The sequence below is a fragment of the Xanthomonas sp. WHRI 7065 genome (assembly GCF_040203115.2).
Classification (GTDB): domain Bacteria; phylum Pseudomonadota; class Gammaproteobacteria; order Xanthomonadales; family Xanthomonadaceae; genus Xanthomonas; species Xanthomonas arboricola.
This window is the reverse complement of record NZ_CP168194.1, coordinates 1,135,903-1,155,360: the sequence shown is the minus strand read 5'-3', so window position 1 is coordinate 1,155,360 and position 19,458 is coordinate 1,135,903. Positions and strand designations below refer to the sequence as shown.

Sequence of the window (19,458 nt, the reverse complement as noted above, 5' to 3'; positions counted from 1 at the left end):
TCGCTGATGGGGTGAAGCGGATCTGCTGCAGCGGATCGGCACTGCCTGGCCGGGCCAGGCAGTGCCGACGTGCCTCAGTAGCTGGCGCGCAAGGTCACGCCGGAGAACGTGCTGTACGCCTTGACGCGCACGTAGTAAGTGCCAGACGGCGCGCTGATGCTGCAGGTCTCGGCATTGCCGCTGCGATACGGACGGCAGGTGTAGGTAGTGTCGGTCGGCGCACTGCCGGCACGCACGTACAGGTCTGCATCGCCGCTGCCGCCGCTGATCGCCACGGTCAGCGTGCCGCTGCCGGCCGGTACCGCAATGGTGTAGTTCAGCTCCGCACCCGTGGCCGCGCCCAGTCCGGTGACCGGCGTGCCGTTGGTCAGGGTGTTGCCGGTGCCGCCACCGCCGCCGCCATTGCTGCCACTGATGGCGGCAGTCACCGCCGCATCGGCATTGACGATGCCGGCGCCGCAGCCGCCCGAGCAGGCGCCCGGCAACGCACGTGCGGTGTTCTTCAACAGGGTTTCCACTGCAGCCGGGGTGAGTGCGCTCGGCGCGACCGACTGCACCAGCGCGACCACGCCGGCCACATGCGGCGCCGCCATCGAGGTGCCGTTGTAGGACGCGTAGCTGGCGCTGCCCGGGGTGGTGGTGCCGCTGTTGAGCGTGGACAGGATCGCCGAGCCCGGCGCCGACACGTCGATCCCGGTGCCGAAGTTGGAATAGCTGGCCTTGGCGCCGGCCGAGGTGGTGGCTGCCACCGCGATCACGTTGGCGCAGTTGGCCGGCAGCGAACCGGACACGTTGGCAGAATCGTTGCCTGCCGCCACCACCACCGTGGTGCCGCGCGAGACCGCACCGCTGATCGCGTTCTGCATGGTGGTCGAGCATGTACCGCCGCCGCCGAGCGACATGTTGATCACTTCGGCCGGATTGGCATTGGCCGGAATGCCGCTGACGCTGCCGCCGGAGGCCCAGATGATGGCGTCGGCGATATCCGACAGCGAGCCGCCGCACTTGCCGAGTACGCGCACCGGCACGACCTTGGCGTTGTAGGCCGTGCCCGCCACGCCGGTGGTGTTGTTGGTCACCGCGGCCACCGTGCCGGCCACGTGGGTGCCGTGCCAGCTGGAATTGGCGGCGGGAATGCCGGTGCCGCATTCATTGGCGGCGTACCAGTCGCCTTCGTCGGCAGGATTGCTGTCGCGCCCGTTGCCATCGCGCGCCGTGGTGGCATCGCTGATGAAGTCGTAGCCCGGCAGGATGTTGGCGTTGAGATCGGCATGGGTGGTGATGCCGGTGTCGATCACCGCCACCACCACATTGGCGCCGGTGGCCTTGTCCCAGGCCGGACGGATATTGAGGCCGGCATTGGTGGTGCCGAAGGCCCACTGCTCGGACAGGCGGGTGTCGTTCGGGGTCAGCGTGGCGTGCAGGATCTGGTCGACTTCCACGCTCTGCACGTTGGGGTCGGAGGCCAGCTGGCGCATCAGGGTCTCGGCTTCGGCGCGGTCGAGTGCGCGGTCGGCCTTGACCAGCTCCGGTCCCATCGCCAGGCGGCGCACCGAGTTCAGGCCCAGCGCCTTGCCGGCCTTGGCCGGAACAGCGCGCGCGGCGGTGCGCAGCGAGGTGCTCAACGCGGTTGGACTGGCCAGCGCGGTGCTGCCGTCCTTGTAGGTCACGATGAATTTCTGGTGGGTTTGGGCGGTGGCCAGGCCATCCAGATACACCTCGCCGGCAAAGGCCGGGGTTGCCAGCAACAACGAGGTCAGCGCAGCTGCGCTCAGGATGGTCAGTGCGCGGGGGCACTTGCGGAAAGACTCGTTCGACATCGAATTCCCTTCTAGATCAAAGAGAACCGCCGGAGCGGTGGTAGCCGGTGCCGCCTTCCATAGGTCAGCACCGAGGTCCCGGACCGATCCCCTGTTATCGATCCGTTCAGCGAACCTACCGCACTACAACCAGACTGGACAATAAGAAGTTCGCACTTTCCATAAATTAAATATCAGATTTGTGACACCGTACGGCACCGTTCAGTCAGTTGACGACACATTCGGACATGAATTGCCACATACCTGCTGCGCTGCGCCCAAAAAAAAGGCCCCTGCGCGACCGCGCAGAGGCCTTTTTTGACGCGATGTCTTGGCTCAGGACAGACGCACCAGCCAACCGTGGCGGTCCGGGACGCGCCCGTACTGGATGTCGGTCAGCTCCTGGCGCAGCGACATGGTCACCTCGCCGGCCGGGGCGGACAGGTCGCCGACCGCAAAGCCATCGCCCTTCAGCTCGCCGATCGGGGTGACCACGGCAGCGGTACCGCAGGCGAACACCTCGGTGATCTCGCCCGACGCCACGCCCTGCTTCCACTCATCGATGGCGACCTTGCGCTCGATCACCTGCATGCCGCGATCGCGGGCCAGTTGCAGGATGCTGTCGCGGGTGATGCCTTCCAGGATGCTGCCGGACAGTTCCGGCGTCACCAGCGTGCCGTCCTTGTAGACCAGGAACACGTTCATGCCGCCCAGTTCTTCGATGTACTTGCCTTCCACCGGGTCCAGGAACAGCACCTGCGAGCAGCCCTGCGCATAGGCCTTCTGCTGCGGCAGCAGCGAGGCGGCGTAGTTGCCGCCGCACTTGGCTGCGCCGGTGCCGCCCTTGGCCGCACGTGCGTACTCGGTGGACAACCAGATCGACACCGGCGCCACGCCCTTGGCGAAATACGGACCGGCGGGACTTGCGATGACGTAGTACGAGGCCTTGTGCGCCGCACGCACGCCCAGGAATGCCTCGTCGGCGATCATGAACGGGCGGAAATACAGGCTGGTTTCCGGGGCCGACGGCACCCAGCTCGCATCCACCGCCACCAGCTGGCGCAGCGATTCGACGAACAGGTCCACCGGCAGTTCCGGCAGCGCCAGCCGGCGCGCCGAGCGCTGCAACCGCTCGCCATTGGCCTGCGGGCGGAAGGTCCAGATCGAGCCGTCGGCATGCCGGTAGGCCTTGATGCCTTCGAAGATCTCCTGGCCGTAATGCAGCACCGAGGCAGCCGGATCCAGCTGCAGCGGGCCATACGCGCGTACCTGCGCGTCATGCCAACCAAGCTCGTTGGTCCAGGAAATGGCGACCATGTGGTCGGTGAAATGCAGCCCGAAGCCGGGCGCGGCCAGGATCACGGACAGCTCGTCGGCACTGCGCGGCGACGGGGAACGGGTGGAAGCGAAGGACACGGACACCGGAAGATTCCTGTATGGCGGGCGAAAGGACGCGGCGCCACCTCTTGGACATGGCGCCTGACGATCAGAGCATGCCGGTCTCGAGACGGGCTGCTTCGGACATCATATGCCGGCCCCACGGCGGGTCGAAGACTAGCTCGACATCGGCTTCGGCAATGGTCGGAATCATTTCGACCTTGCTGCGCACATCGTCGACCAGGATCTCGCCCATGCCGCAACCGGGCGCGGTGAGGGTCATCTTGACGTCCACCCGACGCTGATCGTCTTCCTCGCGATGGCTGACCACCGCCTCGTAGACCAGGCCCAGATCGACGATGTTGAACGGGATCTCGGGGTCGAAACAGGTGCGCAACTGCTGCCACACCAGTGCCTCCACCTCTTCGTCGCTGGCATCGGCGGGCAGTTCCAGCCCCGGCGGGGCCTCCTTGCCGATCGCATCGCCATCCTTGCCGGCAATGCGGAACAGGTTGCCTTCGACAAAGACTGTGTAGCTGCCACCCAGCGCCTGGGTGATATAGCCGTAACTGCCTGCGGGCAGGGTCACCGAATCGCCCTGCGGCACCATGACGGCATCGCAATCGCGTTCGAACTGGACGGGTTCGCTGCTACGGGAGTACATGGGCTGGATATGGGGCCGCGGCGGATGCGCGCAAGTCCGCCATTCTAGCCGACCACGGCAACGCCGCTGCCGTTGCGGGATGGAGCCGGCGACGACGCTGCATTCCATCGGCGCGTCCATCACCGCGCAAAGTACATCGCGCGCTTTATCATGTGCGCACTGTCAGGAGCTCCAATGCCGCCTACCACCGCGTCCGCCAGAACCGCCCACTGGCTCTGGCCCCCGCTCCTGCTGCTGGGATGCGTCACCGCCCTGATTGCCTGGATGCTCATCGCGCTCGCGCTGGGCAACCAGGCCGGCTGGATGGCGGTGCTGGTGGCCCTGGAAATCGTCTGGATGCTGCGCCTGGGCACGCTGGGCGCCGGTCCCTTGCGCATCGGCATCGCGGTCGTGGCGACCGCGCTGATCATCGTCGGCGCCAACTGGGGCATCGCCTCGGCGCAGCTGGGTAACGCACTGGGCCTGGACCCGTGGACCTCGGCACAGAAGATGGGCACCGGGCTGGCCTGGACCCTGCTGCAACTGGCCAACAACGGCTTCGACCTGCTGTGCTATGCCGCCGCGCTGGTCCTGGCGTGGTGGGCGGCGCGCTGAGTCGGACGCGTTCGCAATGGCTGCCACTAGGCATCCGTTGAAGCTGATGCTTCATCTGAACAGCTCAAGTCACGCGACTCCTGCAGCGTAAGGTTCCGCGACGGTGAGCGGACAAGGACCAGTCGAGATAGTCGGTGTACATGGTTTTCGACAGAGCAACCGGTAACCGGTGCGGTGTCCTCGCCGCACCCTCGACGCTGTGTGTTTGCTGCAGGGCCCTTGCCCGCCCACCATCGCAGGACACGCCGCAAGTACGTCCATGTAGGCTCTTACGCGGCATCCATGCCGCGTAAGGTCCCGCGACGGTGGGCGGGCAAGGACCAAGCGAGATGGTCGGTGCGCTGGTGCAAGCAATGCATGGTGTGCGCTGTTCGGATCACCGTGCGTTCGATCGGCTTCCCAAGCGCAAGCCGAGTAACCGGCAGCGGCTCAACAAAGCAACCTGCAAACTTTTTAGCTTCCCAAGAGCAAGACTCGCAACCGAAAGCAGTTGTGCAACTGACCACCGACCAACTTCCTGGTGCGGTGTCCTTGCCGGTTGCGGGACCCTTGGCGGCATGGATGCCGCCAAGGAGCCTCCACGGATGGATTCACGGCGTGTCCCGCAAGCGGTAAGGGCACCGCGCACTCGAAGAGCCGAGCTTTTGAATGTCTTTAAACATCGCTATGCCCCACAAAGCCCGGTATTTTCTTGAAGCGACGCCTCAGTGCCCGCCCCCGTCCAGCGCCTTCAGCTCGCTGACCAGCGCGCCGGCCGCTTCCGCGCCATCGCCGTACAGCATGCGGGTGTTGTCGGCGTAGAACAGCGCATTCTCGATGCCGGCAAAGCCGGTGCCCTTGCCGCGCTTGATCACTACCGTGTTCTTCGAATTGACCACGTCCAGGATCGGCATGCCGTAGATGGGGCTGGCCGGATCGGTCCTGGCCACCGGGTTGACCACGTCGTTGGCGCCGATCACCAGCGACACGTCGGTGCTGGCGAACTCGGGGTTGATGTCGTCCATGTCGGCGATCAGGTCGTAGGGCACGCCGGCTTCGGCCAGCAGCACGTTCATGTGCCCGGGCATGCGCCCGGCGACCGGGTGGATTGCGAACTTCACCTTGACCCCGCGCGCGATCAGCCGCTGCGCCAGCTCCCAGATCTTGTGCTGCGCCTGTGCCACCGCCATGCCGTAGCCGGGCACGATCACCACCCGCTCGGCGAACGCCATCATCGCCGCCACGTCGCCGGCCTCAATCGGCTTCTGCGCGCCGGCGATCTCCTGCGCCTGACCGCCGCCGCCAAAGTTGGAAAACAGCACCCCGCTGATCGGCCGGTTCATCGCCTTGGCCATCAGGCGCGTCAGCAGGATGCCGGCCGCGCCGACCATCATGCCGGCAATGATCAGCGCCTCGTTACCCAGCACATAGCCTTCGAAAGCCACCGCCAGGCCGGTGAATGCGTTGTACAGCGAGATCACCACCGGCATGTCGGCACCGCCGATCGGCAGCGTCATCAACACACCCAGCGCCAGCGCCACCACGAAGAAGGCGATGATCGCCAGCGGCTGCAGGCTGCTGGCCGCCCAGATGCCGAGCACCAGCACCGCCAGTGCCACCAGCAGATTGAAGGCCTGCTGGCCCGCAAAGGTCACCCGACGGTCGAGCCGGCCATCCAGCTTGGCCCAGGCCACGATCGACCCGGACAGCGACACCGCGCCGATCGCCGAGCCGACCACCGCCAGTACCACCGTGGTGGTGTCCGGCCGCCGCGCCGCCAGTTCGGCGACCGCCTGGGCGCTCCAGTGGGTGGTGTCGCGGTTGGCGAAAAAGGCAAAGCGCAGCAACTCCACCGCCCCGATCGCCGCCGCCGAGCCGCCGCCCATGCCGTTGTACAAGGCCACCATCTGCGGCATGTCGGTGATGGCGACCTTCCTGGCCGACCACCACGCCACGCCGGTACCGATCACCAGCGCGGCCAGGATGAGCGGCACGTTATGCAGCTCGGGCAGGAAGAATGTCGCCACCGTGGCGATCAGCATGCCCAGCCCGGCCCAGCGGATGCCGCTGCGCGCGGTCAGCGGCGACGCCATGCGCTGCAGCCCGAGCAGGAACAAGGTCGCCGCGACCAGATAGCTGGACTTCACCAGCCATGCCAGCAGCTCGGCGGTGGAGACGTTCATGGCGCGTCCCCGCCCGACGGCTTCTTGCTGGACTTGAACATGTCCAGCATCCGCTCGGTCACCACGTAACCACCGGCCGCGTTGCCCGCACCCAGCACCACTGCGACAAATCCCAGCGCCTTTTCCAGCGTGGTATCGGCATGCCCCAGCACCACCATCGCGCCGATCAGCACGATGCCGTGAATGAAGTTGGAGCCGGACATCAGCGGGGTATGCAGGATCACCGGCACCCGCGAGATGATCACGTGGCCGGCGATGGCCGCCAGCATGAAGATGTACAGCGCTACGAATCCGTCGCTCATCGTCGTTCGCTCCACTGGCCGGTGCGGCCCGCCGATCATACCCAGGCCGTGCGCGCCCGGGCGCGTGTCAACCGAATCGGCACTCGCCCGTTGACGTCGTATCGTCTCCGCGGAAGCTACGCTGTGCTGGTGGGAACCCCTTTCGATCCGCAACCTGCCGCACCGGCCGCCACCGCGCCGGTTTCGCTGGACGCCTTCCTGGCCGGCATCGGCCCGCGTGCGTTCCGCTTTGCCGAGGCCGGCCTGCGTCACCGCGAAGATGCGCTGGACGCCGTGCAGGACGCCATGGTGAAGCTGCTCGGCTATCGCGAGCGCCCGGCCACCGAATGGACGCCGTTGTTCTGGAGCATCCTGCGCAGCCGCATCATCGACCTGCAGCGCCGGCGCAGCTTCCGCCTGAAGTTCTGGGCGCCGGCCGAACGCGCCGACGACGAAGGCACCATCGACTGGGCCGACCCCGGCACCGGCCCGGTGGACGAACAACAGCATCAGCAGGCCTACCAACGGCTGGTCGAGGCCTTGCGCAACCTGCCGGCGCGCCAGCGCGAAGCGTTCACGCTGCGCGTGCTGGAAGACCTGGACGTGGCCACCACCGCCAAGGCGATGGGCTGCTCGGAAGGCTCGGTCAAAACCCATCTGTCGCGTGCGCGCGACGCGTTGCAAAAACAGTTCGAGGATTTCCTGTGAACCGCTCCCACGACCCGGCCCAGCTGGATGCGCACCTGCGCCAGCTGCACGCCTCCGCACTGACCAGCCTGCCGCCGCAGACCCTGGCGCGCCTGCGCCAGGCCCGTCACGCGACCGCTCCCACGCGCCCCCGGCGCGGCTACTGGTTGCTGGCGACCGCGTGTTCCGGCCTGCTGGCGGTCGGCATCGGCCTGCAGCTGCGTCCGGGCGAGAGCACCTCGCCGGACCGCGCTCCGACCCAGGTGGTCGCCGGCACCACCACCGATACCGACGACATGCTGACCCAGAACCCGGACCTGTACGTCTGGCTGGGGTCCGATACCGCCCTGGCCATGGAATAAGCACGATGACCCGCACCACCCGCCTGTTGTTGACCCTGCTGCTGTGCGCCGCGCCCTGCGCGTCCCTGCTGGCCCAGGCCCATTCCCCCGGACCGCCGGGCCCGCCGCCGCCGGATGGCCCCGGCCCGCGAGGACCCGGACCGCGCGAGGCAGACACGCCGATGCCCGAGTGGGACAAGCTCACCCAGCAGCAGCGGCAGGTGCTGATCGATGCGCTGCGCGAACGCTGGAACGATGTGCCGGAAGAACGCCCGCGCATGTACCGCCATGCGCGCCGCTGGCTGGACATGACTCCGGAGCAGCGCAAACAGGCCAAGGCCGGCATGGACCGCTTCCGCAACATGAGCCCGGAGCAACGCCGCGAGGCCAAGGCCTTGTTCGAACGCATGCGCACGCTCAACCAGCAACAACGCAATGAGCTGCAGCAACGCTGGCAGAAGATGAGCCCGGCCGAGCGCAGCACCTGGCTGCGCGAGCATCCGCCCACCGACGATTGACGGAAGCGCTGCCGCGGCGAGTGCGACCCGCCAGCGCACGCGCGCATCCCGGTCACAGGCGGACATGCGCGCGGCCACCGTAGGAGCGCGCTAGCGCGCGATGGAGCATTACAGATAAAGCGCCATCGCGCGACGCAGCGTTACCGATAAAACGCCATCGCGTGCCAGCGCGCTCCTACCCGCCAACACGCAAGGCGCATGGGCTCGGCGGTGCTACGCAGTCGCTGGCGCCGACCAGCGTGTCTTGGCCAGCAGTTCGTCGTCCCAGTCGAACGACAACGCGCCATCCTTGATCAGCAATGCGGCGAACGCATAGACATTACGCGCGAACATCTCACTGGCGTGCACCGCGCCCTGGCTGGCCAGATTGAGCGGGCCGGCGATCACCACGCCGTCGCGCTCATAGGTGTCGCCGGGCCGGGTAGCGGCGCAATTGCCGCCGGTTTCCGCGGCCAGATCGACGATCACGCTGCCGGCGCGCATGCCGTGCAGCATCTCCATGCTCAGGATCTTGGGCGCCGGCCGGCCGGGCACGGCGGCAGTGCAGACCACCACGTCCACGCTCTTGAGGTGTTCGGCCAGCCGGCGTTGCTGTTCGGCGCGTTCGTCGTCGGTGAGCTGGCGCGCATAACCGCCCTCGCCGGCCGCGCTCACGCCCAGATCGAGGAAGCGCGCGCCCAGCGAGGCGATCTGCTCGCGCGTTTCCGGGCGCACGTCGAAGCCTTCGACCTGCGCGCCCAGCCGTTTGGCGGTGGCGATCGCCTGCAGCCCGGCCACGCCCGCACCGATCACCAGCACCTTGCACGGGCGCATGGTGCCGGCGGCGGTGGTCAGCATCGGAAAGAAACGCGGCGCCAGCTGCGCGGCGATCAACACGGCCTTGTAGCCGGCCATGCCGGCCTGCGAACTCAAGACGTCCATCGATTGCGCACGTGTGGTGCGCGGCAGGCGCTCCAGCGGAAACGCGACTAGCGCACCGGTGGCAATCGCCTGCGCACGTGCCGGGTCGGCGTCCGGCGCCAGCATGCCGATCAGCACGGTGTGGGGCCTGCATTGCTGCAGCAGCTCGGTGGGCGGTGCCTGCACGCTCAGCAGCACCTCGGCCTGGGCCAGTGTGTCTGCAGTGGCGAGCTGCGCCCCGGCCTGCAGATACGCCGCGTCGGCCATGCTGCTGGCACAGCCGGCGCCTGGCTCGATCCACACGCTGGCGCCGAGCGCGACCAGTTTCCTGACCGTTTCCGGCGTGGCGGCGACACGGCGCTCGCCTGCCGCGTGTTCTTTCAGCACCAGCACCTGCACAGCCATGGCTTGCTCCGCTCGCGCGCCTGTCGTCGCGGCGATGCTAGCAGAGCGCGGCAGCCACGCTCAGGGCGTCAGCAAGGCCGGCAGCATCGGGGCGAGCAACTGCTCGGGCGGTGCCAGCGCCACCGCTTCGGTGCGGTGGTCGATGGCCAGACATGCATAGCCATGTGCCGCGCTCCAGGCCAGCAACACCCGTTGATGCAGCAGGTGCGCATCCGGCGCACTGCCATGCCGGGCCAGCCAGGCCGCATTTAAGGCATCGCGCAGGCAGGCCATTGCCGCATCGGTGGCCGCCAGCAGGCGCGTCAGGCTGCGTTGCTGCGGCTCCAGGCTCTGCATCAGGCGAAACTGCTGCGGGTAGGCGATGGCGAACCGGATATAGCCCAGGCCGCCACCCAGCAGTGGGTCGACCTCGCGCTGGGCCTGCACGATCCACTCGACCATGCGTTCGTACCCGTCTGCAACCAGTTCCACCACCAAACCTTCCAGCGAGCCGAAGTGATGTGCCGGTGCGGCGTGCGAAACGCCCGCACGGCGGGCGCACTCGCGCAGGCTCAGCCCGCGCGGACCCGATTCGCCGACGATCTCCCAGGCCGCGCGGCGCAGGGCCGCGGGCAGATCGCCGTGGTGATACGTCGCTGACCTGGGCGCGTGGGACATGGCGGCTTCGCAAATCGGGATGTCATTGGAGCAGGGAATCTTGACGCTGACAAGATTGGCGGTGCAGACTCGCCCCCGCATCTTGCCAGCGTCAAGATTTGGCGCCGGATGCAGCCCTTCCCCCAGCGAGTGTTCCCATGGCTAAGGCATCCTCCCGCTGGCGCATGCGCCTGACCCGCACGCTGTTCGGGTTGGCCAGCCGCCTGGCCCCCGGCCCGACCGGCCGCCTGCTGGCGCGCCGCTTCGTGACGCCGGATGCGGCATCACGCCGGCATGCCGCATCCACCCTGGCCACGCTGTCCGACGTGGGCCGCGACAGCCTGTCCATCGATGGCATCGAGATCGCGGTGTATGTCTGGGGCGACCCGGCGCAGCAACCGTATGTGCTGCTCTCCCACGGCTGGTCCAGCTATGGCCTGCGCTTTGCCGCCTGGGTGCCACGGCTGCAGGCGCTGGGCTATGCGGTGGTGGCCTTCGACCAGGCCGGGCACGGCTTGAGCGGTGGGCGCATCAGCTACATGCCGCACTTTGTCGAGGTGCTGCGGCGGATCGGGCGGCGCTTCGGCCGGCCGGCGGCCTTCATCGGCCACTCGCTGGGTTCGGCATCGGTCGTATTCGCCGACGAAGCGGCCTGGCAGCCGGAGCGCTACGTGCTGATCGCGCCATTGCTGGCGCCGGCCGACGCCGCGCACCGCCAGTTCCGCGCCTTCGGCATCGCGGCCAAGACCTTCGTTCCGTTCGAGAACCTGCTGCACACCATCACCGGCAAACGCTTTGCCGATTTCGATGCGTCCCCGCATCTGCCGCGTTTCCAGCGCCCGGCCCTGATCATCCACGACCGCCGCGACCGCGAGACACCCTGGGACGAAGGCGCGCGTTTTGCGGCGCTGTGGCCGCAGGCGCAATTGCTGACCACCGAAGGCCTGGGCCACAACCGCATGGTCGACCATGCCTCGGTCATCGAAGCGGCGCTGGACTTTATCGGCCCGGCGCGCGCCTGACCGTACCGCGATGCGGCAAGCGCATCGCGCGGCACCCGCTAGTGCACGGTGCTGTTGTGCAACGGATCCAGGCGGTCGATGACACCCTGCATAGCGCTGTCGAAAGCGCCGTCATTGATGTGTTCGCGCAGCCGGCCCAGGCGCACCATCACCGCCAGTTCTTCCGGCGAGGCGACGCAGAAGCGTACGCCGCGGCGATTGACGAACAGCAGCCGCTGCGAGATCGGGCTCACCCACGACAGCTTGCCCGCCTGCACCTTGCCGTCCTTGTCGACAAAATCCAGCCAGGTACCGATATCCATCGCGCGGAAACGCTCGGCATCGGCACTGTCGATGCTCTGCGCCACCGCCTCGGCCCCCAGCACCACGCTGACGCTCTCGGCAGCCGGCGGCGGCAGGTTGACCTGCGGCAGCTCCGGCAAGGCCTTTTCCAGCTCCGGGCGCGCTTCGGCAATGGCCTGCAAGGTGTCGTGCAATGCCGTGATCGCCACCACCACCGCATCGCCATGCAGGCCCACGCTGGCAAACACGCGATGCAATGCCGGTTGCCAGACCTGCAGCCACGGCTTGCCGACGATGTGGCGACGTGCCTCGGCCAGTTCCTCCAGCACGCCATCGGCCAGGGCCAGTGCCTCGACGGTACCCGGGCCTTCGTCGCCGTCGCGCAGGATCGCCATGGTCAGATGGTGCAGCCACGGCTGACGCAGGAAATCCTCCACGGCCCTAGGCAGCGGCGTGCCGGCCTGCGTGCGCTGTTCCAGCTCCGACAGCGCGCGGCTGCGTGCCAGCTCGAGCTTTTCCTGGCCGCGCTGGGTTTCGGTGGCGCGCCGCTCGGCGATTTCCACCCGGCGCCGGTGCTGCGACAGGAAATCGCGGAACTCCTCTTCCAGGGTCAGGAAGATCGCCAGGTTCTCGTTGAATTCGGCCACCAGGCGGTCGACGATTTCCTCGACCTTGCCCATTAGCACGCGCTCGGCAGCGCTGTCGCCGTTGTTGCCTTCGCAGGCCTCGGCCAGCGAATTGAGCAGGCGCCGCGCGGGGTGGGTCTTCTGCACGAACATCTTGCGGTCCAGCAGCGCGACCTTGACGAAGGGCACCACCAGCCGGCCGATCATTTCGCGCGAGCGGTTTTCCAGATCGCGCTCGTCCAGCATCACGTCGAACAGCATGCCGACCAGATCGATCGCATCCTCGTCCATCGGGTCCAGGCGCGCGGTCGCCGGGTCCACGCCCAGCCGGGTGGCGCTGGACAGCACTTCGTTCTTCAGCCGCTGCGCCAGCGACTCGGTGTCGCCGCCGATGGCTGCCTGCAACGTCGCGCTCGGCGTGGCCTGCAGCAGCGACAGCACCGACATCATCTCGCGCTGGCTCAGCGGGCGTTGCTGGCCCACCGCCACCGATGCGGCAGAGGCAGTGTTGTCGCGCACGCTGCGGGTCTGCTGCAGCAATTCGTGCAGCGCCTCCAGCAACATGCCCTGGCTGCCGCCGGGGTGATCGGCCTCGCCCCCATCCATGCCGCCGGCAGCGCCGCCACCGGCCTGGCCACGCTGGGCGGCGGCCTGCATGCGGCCGCGGCTATGCGCCCAGCGGTCCAGGAAGCGGTTGGCCCAGGCCGGTGCGTACTGGTCGATCTGGTCGTCGCCGCCCATGTCGGCAGCCGCGCCCTGGGCTTCGGCCTGGGCACGCTCCTCGGGCGTGTCGCCACGCGGTTGCACGCGCGGCGGCGGGCGCTTGGGCTGGGAGATTTCCGGCATGACGCCGGCCTTGGCCAGCGTCTCGTCCAGGCGCGCATACAGCTTGCCGATCGGCTCGGCCAGGTCGCGCTCGCACAGCTTGATCAGCACCAGGCGCACTTCCGGCGCCAGGTCGCAGGTGGCAAAGGCTTCATGGATCGCCACGCCCAGATGTTCCGGACCGAGCGGGTTGGTGTCGGCCACCAGCTCCAGGCCACCGGCGATCCAGCCCAGGCGGCGGTCCACCCGCGCCAGCACCTGCTTGAAGTCGCGCAGCAGCACGGTGGCCAGGTTGCGCACCGCCAGCCGCGATTCGAGCACATGTTCGGGCACCAGACTCAGCGGGCCGGTGCCGATGTCGCCTGCCAGGACCACCTCGGCCGACAAGGGCTCGCCCAGCAGCAACGCCTGCCAGCCGTCGTCCAGCTGCTGGCGGAACTGCGTGGCCACTTCGTCGCGCTTGCGGCGCAACTCGCGCATGCCATCGAGAAACAGCAACTGCGATGTTCCCGCGGATTCTGCGCGATCGAACAGCACATCATCAAAGTGGGCGACTGCAGCTGCAAAAACCTGCGCGAGTGCGGGCACGAACACGGCGTGCGCCTGTTCGAGCAAGCGTTGGTCACGGCCCGGGTGTCCCGACGGACTGGGCTGAAAAGTCATGCGCAAAGGCTCCCCGCCCCTGCAGGCGTGAAAATATTCAAACGAAAGGAAACGGACGCGGCCCCAAATTCCGCCACCGCATGGTAGGCGTTTCGCTCGTTTGTTAAGTGTGACGCAATTCGCACTTTAGTCGTGACCGCCCAGGGTTTGCGTGTCAGTCGGACATCCTAGCGTGCATCGCTGCGGTGGCGCTTGCCAGCGCGTATTAACCGCCTGCGGGGGTTAAGCCTTCAGCATGTGCGGCCGGTCCAGCGCATCGACCACGTCCTGCATCGCGCTGTAGAAGGCGTCCTCGTCGCGGTACAGACGCAGGCGGTCCAGCCACACCATCATCGCCAGTTCCTCCGGCGAGGACACGCACAGCCGCCCGCCGCGTCGGTTGACGAACATCAGCCGCCCGGAAATCGGGCTGATCCAGCACAACCTGCCGGCCTGCACACGGCCGTGCCGGTCGACGAACTCCAGGCAGGTGCCCAGCGCCATGCCGCGGAAGAAATCGGCGGTGACACGATCGAATTCCACCTGCGCGTCGGCATCCAGCATCGGTGTCAGCGGCTCGCCGACCGGGTCGGCCGGACCGGGGCTCGGGCGCAGCGCGCTCAGGGTCGGTGCGAGCAGGGCGGGATCCGGCGCTCCCGCAGCCGGTACCGATGACGTGGACAGCAGCGCGCGCTGCAGTTCCTGCAGGGCCAACTCGGCGTCGCGTTGCGCCAGCCCGGCCAGCGCGAAAGCCTGCAGCAGCTGCGCACGCTGCGGCTCCAGCGCGGTGTCGCCAGGCGCAGCACCCAGTTGCGCCAGCACCGCATCGCCCAGAGCCACGGCGGCGTCCAAGGCCGGGCCGGCGCCGTCGCCACGCAACGCCGCCTGTTGCACATACGGCTGCCAGACGCGGCCGAGGAAGTGCTCGACCAGCGGCGGCAGCGGCCCGCGCGCCAGGCGCTCTGCCAGCGCCTGCGCGGCAATGCTGCGTGCGGCTTCGCGGCGTTCTTCGGCGCGCTGCAATTCGCTGGCGCGGCGCTCGGCAATTTCCACCCGGCGCCGATACTGTTCGTAACTGGCGCCGAACTCGGCTTCCAGCGTCAGAAACAGCCCCGGATGCTCGTCGAAGTCGCGCACCACCGTGTCGATCACCGCCTGCACCTGGCCGAGCAAGGCCTGCTCTGCCGCGGTTTCGCCGGCATTGCCATCGCAGGCGTCGACCAACAGGTTGAGCAGGCGGCGTGCGGGATGGCCGTCGCGCACGAACAGGTGGCCGTCCAGCATCGCCAGCTTGGCCATCGGCACCAGCAGCTGGCCAAGCAGGCTGCGCTGCGTATCGGACAGATGGCTCTGCACCAGGATCGCGGCGAACAACAAGGCCACCAGATCCAGCGCGTCCTCGTCGTCGGGGTTGAGGCAGGTGGTGGCCGGATCCACCCCAAGCGCGGCGGCGGCGCGTCTGACCTGCTGCCGCAGGCCACGCGCCAGGCCCGAATCGGTGCCGTCGATGGCATCGAAGCCGGCCGCTGGCATGGTCTGCAGCAGCGACAGCGCCGAGACCACCTCGCGCGGCGACAGCAGGCGCTGCCCGGCAGATGCGGGCGTGTCGGCATCGGGTTCGCGCTGGCGGCGGGCATGCTGCAGCAAATGGCGCAGGCTGGCCGGCAACAGCTCGCGGCCGCTGCGCAGATGCACGTCGATCGCCTCGACGCCGGCCAGCGCGCCCTGCCCGCCCGACCAGTCGGCGAAGAAGCGCGCGATCCAGTCCGGCGTCTCGGCGGCCTGCTCGCTGGCGCCTTCGTCCTGGCGCGGAATGCCGCGCCGCCGGCTGCGCGGCTGCGGCAACTCGCGCAAGCGCGCCACCTGCGCCAGCGCCTGTTCCAGCGCGCCGTAGCGCTGGCCGACGCGTTCCATCAGGTGCTGCTCGCAGACCTTGATCACCGCCAGATGCGCCTTGGGCGCCAGCGTCACCCCCTGAAAGGCCTCGTACAGGGCCACGCCCAGATGCTCCGGCCCGAACGGATTGCTGTCGCCGTCGATACGCAGCCCGCCGGCAATGAAGCCGAGATAGCGATTGAGCCGCATCAGCTCCGTGCGCCACTGGTGCTGCAGCGCGCCGGCCAGGTTGCGCACCGCCAGGCGCACCTCCAGATCCTGCTCGGGCAGCAGGGTCAGCCCGGCCGCACCGCGTCCCAGGCTGCGATCGGCCGACAACGGCCGCCCGGATTCCAGCCCCTGCCAGGCCTTGGCCAGATGCCCGCGAAAACGCGCGGTGATCGGCTCGCGCTGCTGCCGCACCGCCTGGATCGCTTCCAGGAAGTCGTTCTGGGCCGGGCCGGCATCGGCCGCCAGCTGGAACAGCGCCTCGGCCAATGTGTCCTGGAATTGGACAAAGGCATCGGCCAGCGGCACCAGCACGATCTCGCGTACCTGATCGAGCAGCTGCGGATTGCGGCTGGGGAGCACGGGGGTGGATACGAACTGGGTCATCGGGCGGCGCACAGGACGAACATGGAAGGGATGTCACGACCGGGCCGGCATCGGCCCGCCACCCATGATGCGGCGGGCGTTGGGAAGGGCCCGTCTATAATTGCCCGCATCCTCGCCTCGACCCGGAATTATGCACGCACCGTATTCGCTCCAGGCGCTGGACGCGCGCCGCTCGGTCCCCTCCAAACAGCTGGGTGAACCCGGCCCGGATGAAGACACCCTGCTGCGCATGCTCACCTCGGCAGTGCGCGTGCCCGACCACGGCAAGCTGGTGCCGTTCCGCTTCTTGCGCATCAGCGGCGATGCCCGCCAGGCACTGGGCGATTTCCTGGCCGAGCGCAGCCTGGCCGCCGATCCACTGACGCCGCCCGCCGCGGTCGAAAAAGACCGCAACCGTTTCAACGATGCGCCACTGGTGATCGTGGTGATCGCCGCGTTGCGCCCCGGGCACAAGGTGCCCGAGCAGGAACAGCTGCTCACCGCCGGCTGCGTGTGTTTTGCGCTGCTGCAGGCTGCGCAGGCGCATGGCTTCGGCGCGCAGTGGTTGACCGCGTGGATGGCCTACGACCCGGCCGTGACCGGCTATCTGGGCCTGGAGCAGAACGAGCGCATCGCCGGTTTCATCCATATCGGCACCCCGCGCCTGCAGGTGCCAGAGCGCGAGCGCCCGGACCCGCGTGCGCTGCTGCGCGACTGGACCCCGTGACCACGCACGTCCCCATGCTTGCAGGCGCGCCGCCGGCGATCAGCCGCCCGACCCCGCTGTATCTGGTCGATGCCAGCCTGTACGTGTTCCGCGCCTGGCATTCGATCCCTGACGAATTCCAGGATGCGCAGGGCTGGCCGACCAATGCCGTGCACGGCTTTGCGCGCTTCCTGCTCGACCTGCTCGAACGCGAGGATCCGCAGCACATCACCATCGCCTTCGACGAGGCGCTGGACAGCTGTTTTCGGCATGCGATCTACCCGGCCTACAAGGGCAATCGCACCCCGGCACCGGATGCGTTGCGGCGCCAGTTCGCGCATTGCAAGGCGCTGTGCGCGGCATTGGGGCTGAGCGTGCTGGCGCACCGCGACTACGAGGCCGACGACCTGATCGGCAGCGCCTTGCACAGCGTGCGTGCGCACGGCCTGCGCGGGGTGATCGTGTCGGCCGACAAGGACCTGTCGCAGCTGCTGCTCGAGCACGACGAGCAGTGGGATTACGCGCGCAACCTGCGTTGGGGCATGGACGGGGTCAAGGCGCGCCACGGCGTGCACGCCCATCAGATCGCCGACTACCTGGCGTTGTGCGGCGATGCGATCGACAACATTCCCGGCGTCACCGGCATCGGCGCCAAATCGGCGGCGGTCCTGCTGGCGCATTTCGGCAGCCTGGACGCCTTGCTGGAACGTATCGACGAAATCCCGTTCCTGCGCCTGCGCGGCGCGGCGCAGATGGCCGCGCGCCTGCGCGAGCAACGCGAGCACGCACTGCTATGGCGTCAGCTAACCACCATTGCGCTCGACGCGCCGCTGGCGCTGACCGATGCCGGTTTCACGCGCGCGCAAGCCGATGCCGACATGCTGGGCGGCTTGTGCGAGAGCCTGCGCTTCGGCCCGCTCACCCGGCGCCGGTTGCTGGCCGCGTGCGGCGGCGCGCCGGCACCGCGCACTCCCGTTTCCCTGGAACAAGGCCTGCATCCATGAACCGACACGACACCCCGCCCACCGTGGTCTACGAAGGCAAGTACCAGCGCATGGTCGTGCGCGGCACCTGGGAATATTCCGAACGCGTGCACGCCGGCGGCTTGGCCGCGATCATCGTGGCGGTGACCCCGGACGATGCGATGTTGTTCGTCGAACAGTTCCGCGTGCCGCTGCAGGCCCGCACCATCGAAATGCCGGCTGGTCTGGTCGGCGATGTGCATGCCGACGAGTCGATCGAGCTGTCGGCCATTCGCGAACTGGAAGAAGAAACCGGCTGGACCGCCGAGCACGCCGAAGTACTGATGATCGGCCCCACTTCGGCCGGCGCCAGCAGCGAGAAGATCGCCTTCGTCCGCGCCACCGGGCTGCGCAAGGTCGGCGCCGGCGGCGGCGATGCCAGCGAAGACATCACCGTGCACGAGATCCCGCGCGCGCAGGTCGGCGCCTGGCTGGTGCAGAAGATGGCCGAGGGCTATCAGATGGATCCCAAGCTGTGGGCCGGGCTGTACCTGGTCGATCACGCACTGGACGGCACCCCGCGTGGCTGAAGCGACCGCTGCCCGCCTGCTGGGCGCCGACGATCCCGCACCGTTCAGCGTGCACAACCCACAGGCCGCCTCGCCGTGGCTGCTGATCGCCGACCACGCCGGTCAGCGCGTGCCGGCGCGGCTGGCCAATCTGGGCTTACCGCAGCAGGAACTGGACCGCCATATCGGCTGGGATATCGGCATTGCCGAGGTCACCCGCCTGCTGGCCGATGCGCTGGATGCGGTCGCCATCGCGCAGACCTACTCGCGCCTGGTGATCGACTGCAATCGCCCGCATGCTTCGGCCACGCTGATGCCCGAGGTCAGCGACGGCACCTCGGTTCCGGGCAACCTGCAGCTGTCGGCCGACGATCGGCAGCAGCGCATCGATGCGATCTTTGCGCCGTACCACGCGCGCATTGCGACGGAACTGGATGCACGCGCACAGCGCGGGCAACCCACCGTGCTGGTGTCGATGCACAGCTTCACGCCGATCATGGCCGGCAATGCACGGCCCTGGCATGCCGGCGTGCTGTACCACCGCGACACGCGGCTGGCGCACCGCCTGCTGCAGGCCTTGCGCAACGAGCCGGATCTGGTGGTTGGCGACAACCAGCCCTACGCGGTCAGCGACACCAGCGACTACGCGATTCCGGTCTACGGCGAAGGCCGCGGATTGCTGCATGTGGAGCTGGAATTGCGCCAGGACCTGATTGCCGATGCCAGCGGGCAACAGGCGTGGGCACAACGCCTGGCGCGCATCCTGCCGCCGCTGGCGCAGGCGCTGCTGCCGCACTGACTCCAGTAGTCACCGTAGGAGCGCGCTTGCGCGCGATGGGGCGTTATGGGTAATGCCTCATCGCGCGCAAGCGCGCTCCTACGGGGCATGCGGCGGCCGCGCTGATCCGCGCAGCCTCGGTGACGACGGTTGCCTCGTAGGAGCGCACCCGGGCGCGACAGGCCGTCCCGTTACCCTACGTCGCGCCCGGGT

Annotated in this window: 18 protein-coding genes; 9 read left to right on the top strand and 9 right to left on the bottom strand. The window is 68.1% G+C overall.

From position 1 onward, the window contains the following. Positions 1-74 precede the first annotated feature (74 nt). The 3 genes from ABQY64_RS04905 to sufT all read right to left on the bottom strand — a co-directional run bounded on the left by ABQY64_RS04905 (position 75) and on the right by sufT (position 3,840). Positions 75-1,820: a S8 family peptidase gene (locus ABQY64_RS04905; protein ID WP_115510488.1), complete on the bottom strand. Its 1,746-nt coding sequence runs from the start codon at positions 1,818-1,820 to the stop codon at positions 75-77. A 315-nt stretch (positions 1,821-2,135) separates the two neighbouring features. Then, complete coding sequence (locus tag ABQY64_RS04900) at positions 2,136-3,221, bottom strand: branched-chain amino acid aminotransferase (protein ID WP_039523741.1); 1,086 nt, start codon at positions 3,219-3,221, stop codon at positions 2,136-2,138. Positions 3,222-3,285: 64 nt separating this feature from the next. Then, positions 3,286-3,840: a putative Fe-S cluster assembly protein SufT gene (gene sufT, locus ABQY64_RS04895; protein WP_016900709.1), complete on the bottom strand. Its 555-nt coding sequence runs from the start codon at positions 3,838-3,840 to the stop codon at positions 3,286-3,288. A gap of 174 nt (positions 3,841-4,014) precedes the next feature. Here sufT and ABQY64_RS04890 point away from each other — a divergent pair, with 174 nt between their 5' ends. After that, on the top strand, positions 4,015-4,434 hold the full coding sequence (locus ABQY64_RS04890) for a hypothetical protein (protein WP_102254755.1): 420 nt from the start codon (positions 4,015-4,017) through the stop codon (positions 4,432-4,434). A gap of 704 nt (positions 4,435-5,138) precedes the next feature. Here the strand turns inward: ABQY64_RS04890 and ABQY64_RS04885 are convergent. Next, positions 5,139-6,596 (bottom strand): NAD(P)(+) transhydrogenase (Re/Si-specific) subunit beta, encoded by a 1,458-nt coding sequence (locus ABQY64_RS04885; protein ID WP_349780376.1) that lies wholly within the window; start codon positions 6,594-6,596, stop codon positions 5,139-5,141. Continuing rightward, positions 6,593-6,898 carry an NAD(P) transhydrogenase subunit alpha gene (locus tag ABQY64_RS04880; protein ID WP_024940817.1) on the bottom strand — a complete coding sequence of 102 codons (306 nt, stop codon included), beginning with the start codon at positions 6,896-6,898 and terminating at the stop codon, positions 6,593-6,595. The genes ABQY64_RS04885 and ABQY64_RS04880 overlap by 4 nt, the downstream gene beginning before the upstream one ends. Before the next feature lie 123 nt (positions 6,899-7,021). Between ABQY64_RS04880 and ABQY64_RS04875 the strand changes: the two genes are divergently transcribed. From ABQY64_RS04875 to ABQY64_RS04865, 3 genes are read left to right on the top strand one after another with little or no spacing between them, the layout of a single operon-like run. Continuing rightward, on the top strand, positions 7,022-7,585 hold the full coding sequence (locus ABQY64_RS04875; protein WP_016900713.1) for an RNA polymerase sigma factor: 564 nt from the start codon (positions 7,022-7,024) through the stop codon (positions 7,583-7,585). Further along, positions 7,582-7,926, top strand: coding sequence for a hypothetical protein (locus ABQY64_RS04870; RefSeq protein WP_212579213.1), 345 nt, complete (start codon positions 7,582-7,584; stop codon positions 7,924-7,926). The genes ABQY64_RS04875 and ABQY64_RS04870 overlap by 4 nt, the downstream gene beginning before the upstream one ends. A 5-nt stretch (positions 7,927-7,931) precedes the next feature. Next, positions 7,932-8,423: a DUF3106 domain-containing protein gene (locus ABQY64_RS04865; RefSeq protein WP_039810786.1), complete on the top strand. Its 492-nt coding sequence runs from the start codon at positions 7,932-7,934 to the stop codon at positions 8,421-8,423. 213 nt (positions 8,424-8,636) lie between these two features. Here ABQY64_RS04865 and ABQY64_RS04860 read toward each other — a convergent pair whose 3' ends face one another. Together ABQY64_RS04860 and ABQY64_RS04855 are read right to left on the bottom strand one after the other, a co-directional pair. Further along, positions 8,637-9,728: an NAD(P) transhydrogenase subunit alpha gene (locus ABQY64_RS04860; RefSeq protein ID WP_212579212.1), complete on the bottom strand. Its 1,092-nt coding sequence runs from the start codon at positions 9,726-9,728 to the stop codon at positions 8,637-8,639. A 60-nt stretch (positions 9,729-9,788) separates the two neighbouring features. Next, a complete protein-coding gene (locus tag ABQY64_RS04855; RefSeq protein WP_212579211.1) occupies positions 9,789-10,385 on the bottom strand; it encodes a TetR/AcrR family transcriptional regulator in 597 nt (198 codons plus the stop codon). 137 nt (positions 10,386-10,522) lie between these two features. On the opposite strand from ABQY64_RS04855, the gene ABQY64_RS04850 reads away from it, so the two are divergent. Beyond that, complete coding sequence (locus tag ABQY64_RS04850) at positions 10,523-11,386, top strand: alpha/beta fold hydrolase (RefSeq protein ID WP_349780375.1); 864 nt, start codon at positions 10,523-10,525, stop codon at positions 11,384-11,386. 38 nt (positions 11,387-11,424) lie between these two features. On the opposite strand, the gene ABQY64_RS04845 is transcribed toward ABQY64_RS04850, so the two are convergent. Together ABQY64_RS04845 and ABQY64_RS04840 are read right to left on the bottom strand one after the other, a co-directional pair. Continuing rightward, positions 11,425-13,782, bottom strand: a complete 2,358-nt coding sequence (locus ABQY64_RS04845) for a DUF1631 domain-containing protein (protein WP_349780374.1) — start codon at positions 13,780-13,782, stop codon at positions 11,425-11,427. Positions 13,783-14,004: 222 nt separating this feature from the next. Next, positions 14,005-16,251, bottom strand: a complete 2,247-nt coding sequence (locus ABQY64_RS04840) for a DUF1631 domain-containing protein (RefSeq protein WP_349780373.1) — start codon at positions 16,249-16,251, stop codon at positions 14,005-14,007. A 130-nt stretch (positions 16,252-16,381) separates the two neighbouring features. Here ABQY64_RS04840 and ABQY64_RS04835 point away from each other — a divergent pair, with 130 nt between their 5' ends. The 4 genes from ABQY64_RS04835 to ABQY64_RS04820 are packed head-to-tail and all read left to right on the top strand — an operon-like array spanning position 16,382 to position 19,266. Continuing rightward, the gene (locus ABQY64_RS04835) at positions 16,382-16,957 is read left to right on the top strand and encodes a nitroreductase (protein WP_039514249.1); all 576 of its coding nucleotides are present in this window, start codon (positions 16,382-16,384) and stop codon (positions 16,955-16,957) included. A 14-nt stretch (positions 16,958-16,971) separates the two neighbouring features. Next, positions 16,972-17,940: a 5'-3' exonuclease H3TH domain-containing protein gene (locus tag ABQY64_RS04830; RefSeq protein WP_161961387.1), complete on the top strand. Its 969-nt coding sequence runs from the start codon at positions 16,972-16,974 to the stop codon at positions 17,938-17,940. Then, positions 17,937-18,488, top strand: coding sequence for an NUDIX hydrolase (locus ABQY64_RS04825; RefSeq protein ID WP_005988855.1), 552 nt, complete (start codon positions 17,937-17,939; stop codon positions 18,486-18,488). Before ABQY64_RS04830 ends, ABQY64_RS04825 begins: the two co-directional genes overlap by 4 nt. Further along, on the top strand, positions 18,481-19,266 hold the full coding sequence (locus ABQY64_RS04820; RefSeq protein WP_211914857.1) for an N-formylglutamate amidohydrolase: 786 nt from the start codon (positions 18,481-18,483) through the stop codon (positions 19,264-19,266). Before ABQY64_RS04825 ends, ABQY64_RS04820 begins: the two co-directional genes overlap by 8 nt. The last annotated feature ends 192 nt before the right edge of the window (positions 19,267-19,458 follow it).

What these genes read in the sequence shown, in the direction of transcription:
- ABQY64_RS04885 (WP_349780376.1), bottom strand. Translation starts at nt 6,596, where the DNA reads ATGAACGTCTCCACCGCCGAGCTGCTGGCATGGCTGGTGAAGTCCAGC.
- ABQY64_RS04850 (WP_349780375.1), top strand. Translation starts at nt 10,523, where the DNA reads ATGGCTAAGGCATCCTCCCGCTGGCGCATGCGCCTGACCCGCACGCTG.
- ABQY64_RS04880 (WP_024940817.1), bottom strand. Translation starts at nt 6,898, where the DNA reads ATGAGCGACGGATTCGTAGCGCTGTACATCTTCATGCTGGCGGCCATC.
- ABQY64_RS04840 (WP_349780373.1), bottom strand. Translation starts at nt 16,251, where the DNA reads ATGACCCAGTTCGTATCCACCCCCGTGCTCCCCAGCCGCAATCCGCAG.
- sufT (WP_016900709.1), bottom strand. Translation starts at nt 3,840, where the DNA reads ATGTACTCCCGTAGCAGCGAACCCGTCCAGTTCGAACGCGATTGCGAT.
- ABQY64_RS04860 (WP_212579212.1), bottom strand. Translation starts at nt 9,728, where the DNA reads ATGGCTGTGCAGGTGCTGGTGCTGAAAGAACACGCGGCAGGCGAGCGC.
- ABQY64_RS04890 (WP_102254755.1), top strand. Translation starts at nt 4,015, where the DNA reads ATGCCGCCTACCACCGCGTCCGCCAGAACCGCCCACTGGCTCTGGCCC.
- ABQY64_RS04855 (WP_212579211.1), bottom strand. Translation starts at nt 10,385, where the DNA reads ATGTCCCACGCGCCCAGGTCAGCGACGTATCACCACGGCGATCTGCCC.
- ABQY64_RS04830 (WP_161961387.1), top strand. Translation starts at nt 16,972, where the DNA reads ATGCTTGCAGGCGCGCCGCCGGCGATCAGCCGCCCGACCCCGCTGTAT.
- ABQY64_RS04825 (WP_005988855.1), top strand. Translation starts at nt 17,937, where the DNA reads ATGAACCGACACGACACCCCGCCCACCGTGGTCTACGAAGGCAAGTAC.
- ABQY64_RS04865 (WP_039810786.1), top strand. Translation starts at nt 7,932, where the DNA reads ATGACCCGCACCACCCGCCTGTTGTTGACCCTGCTGCTGTGCGCCGCG.
- ABQY64_RS04835 (WP_039514249.1), top strand. Translation starts at nt 16,382, where the DNA reads ATGCACGCACCGTATTCGCTCCAGGCGCTGGACGCGCGCCGCTCGGTC.
- ABQY64_RS04845 (WP_349780374.1), bottom strand. Translation starts at nt 13,782, where the DNA reads ATGACTTTTCAGCCCAGTCCGTCGGGACACCCGGGCCGTGACCAACGC.
- ABQY64_RS04905 (WP_115510488.1), bottom strand. Translation starts at nt 1,820, where the DNA reads ATGTCGAACGAGTCTTTCCGCAAGTGCCCCCGCGCACTGACCATCCTG.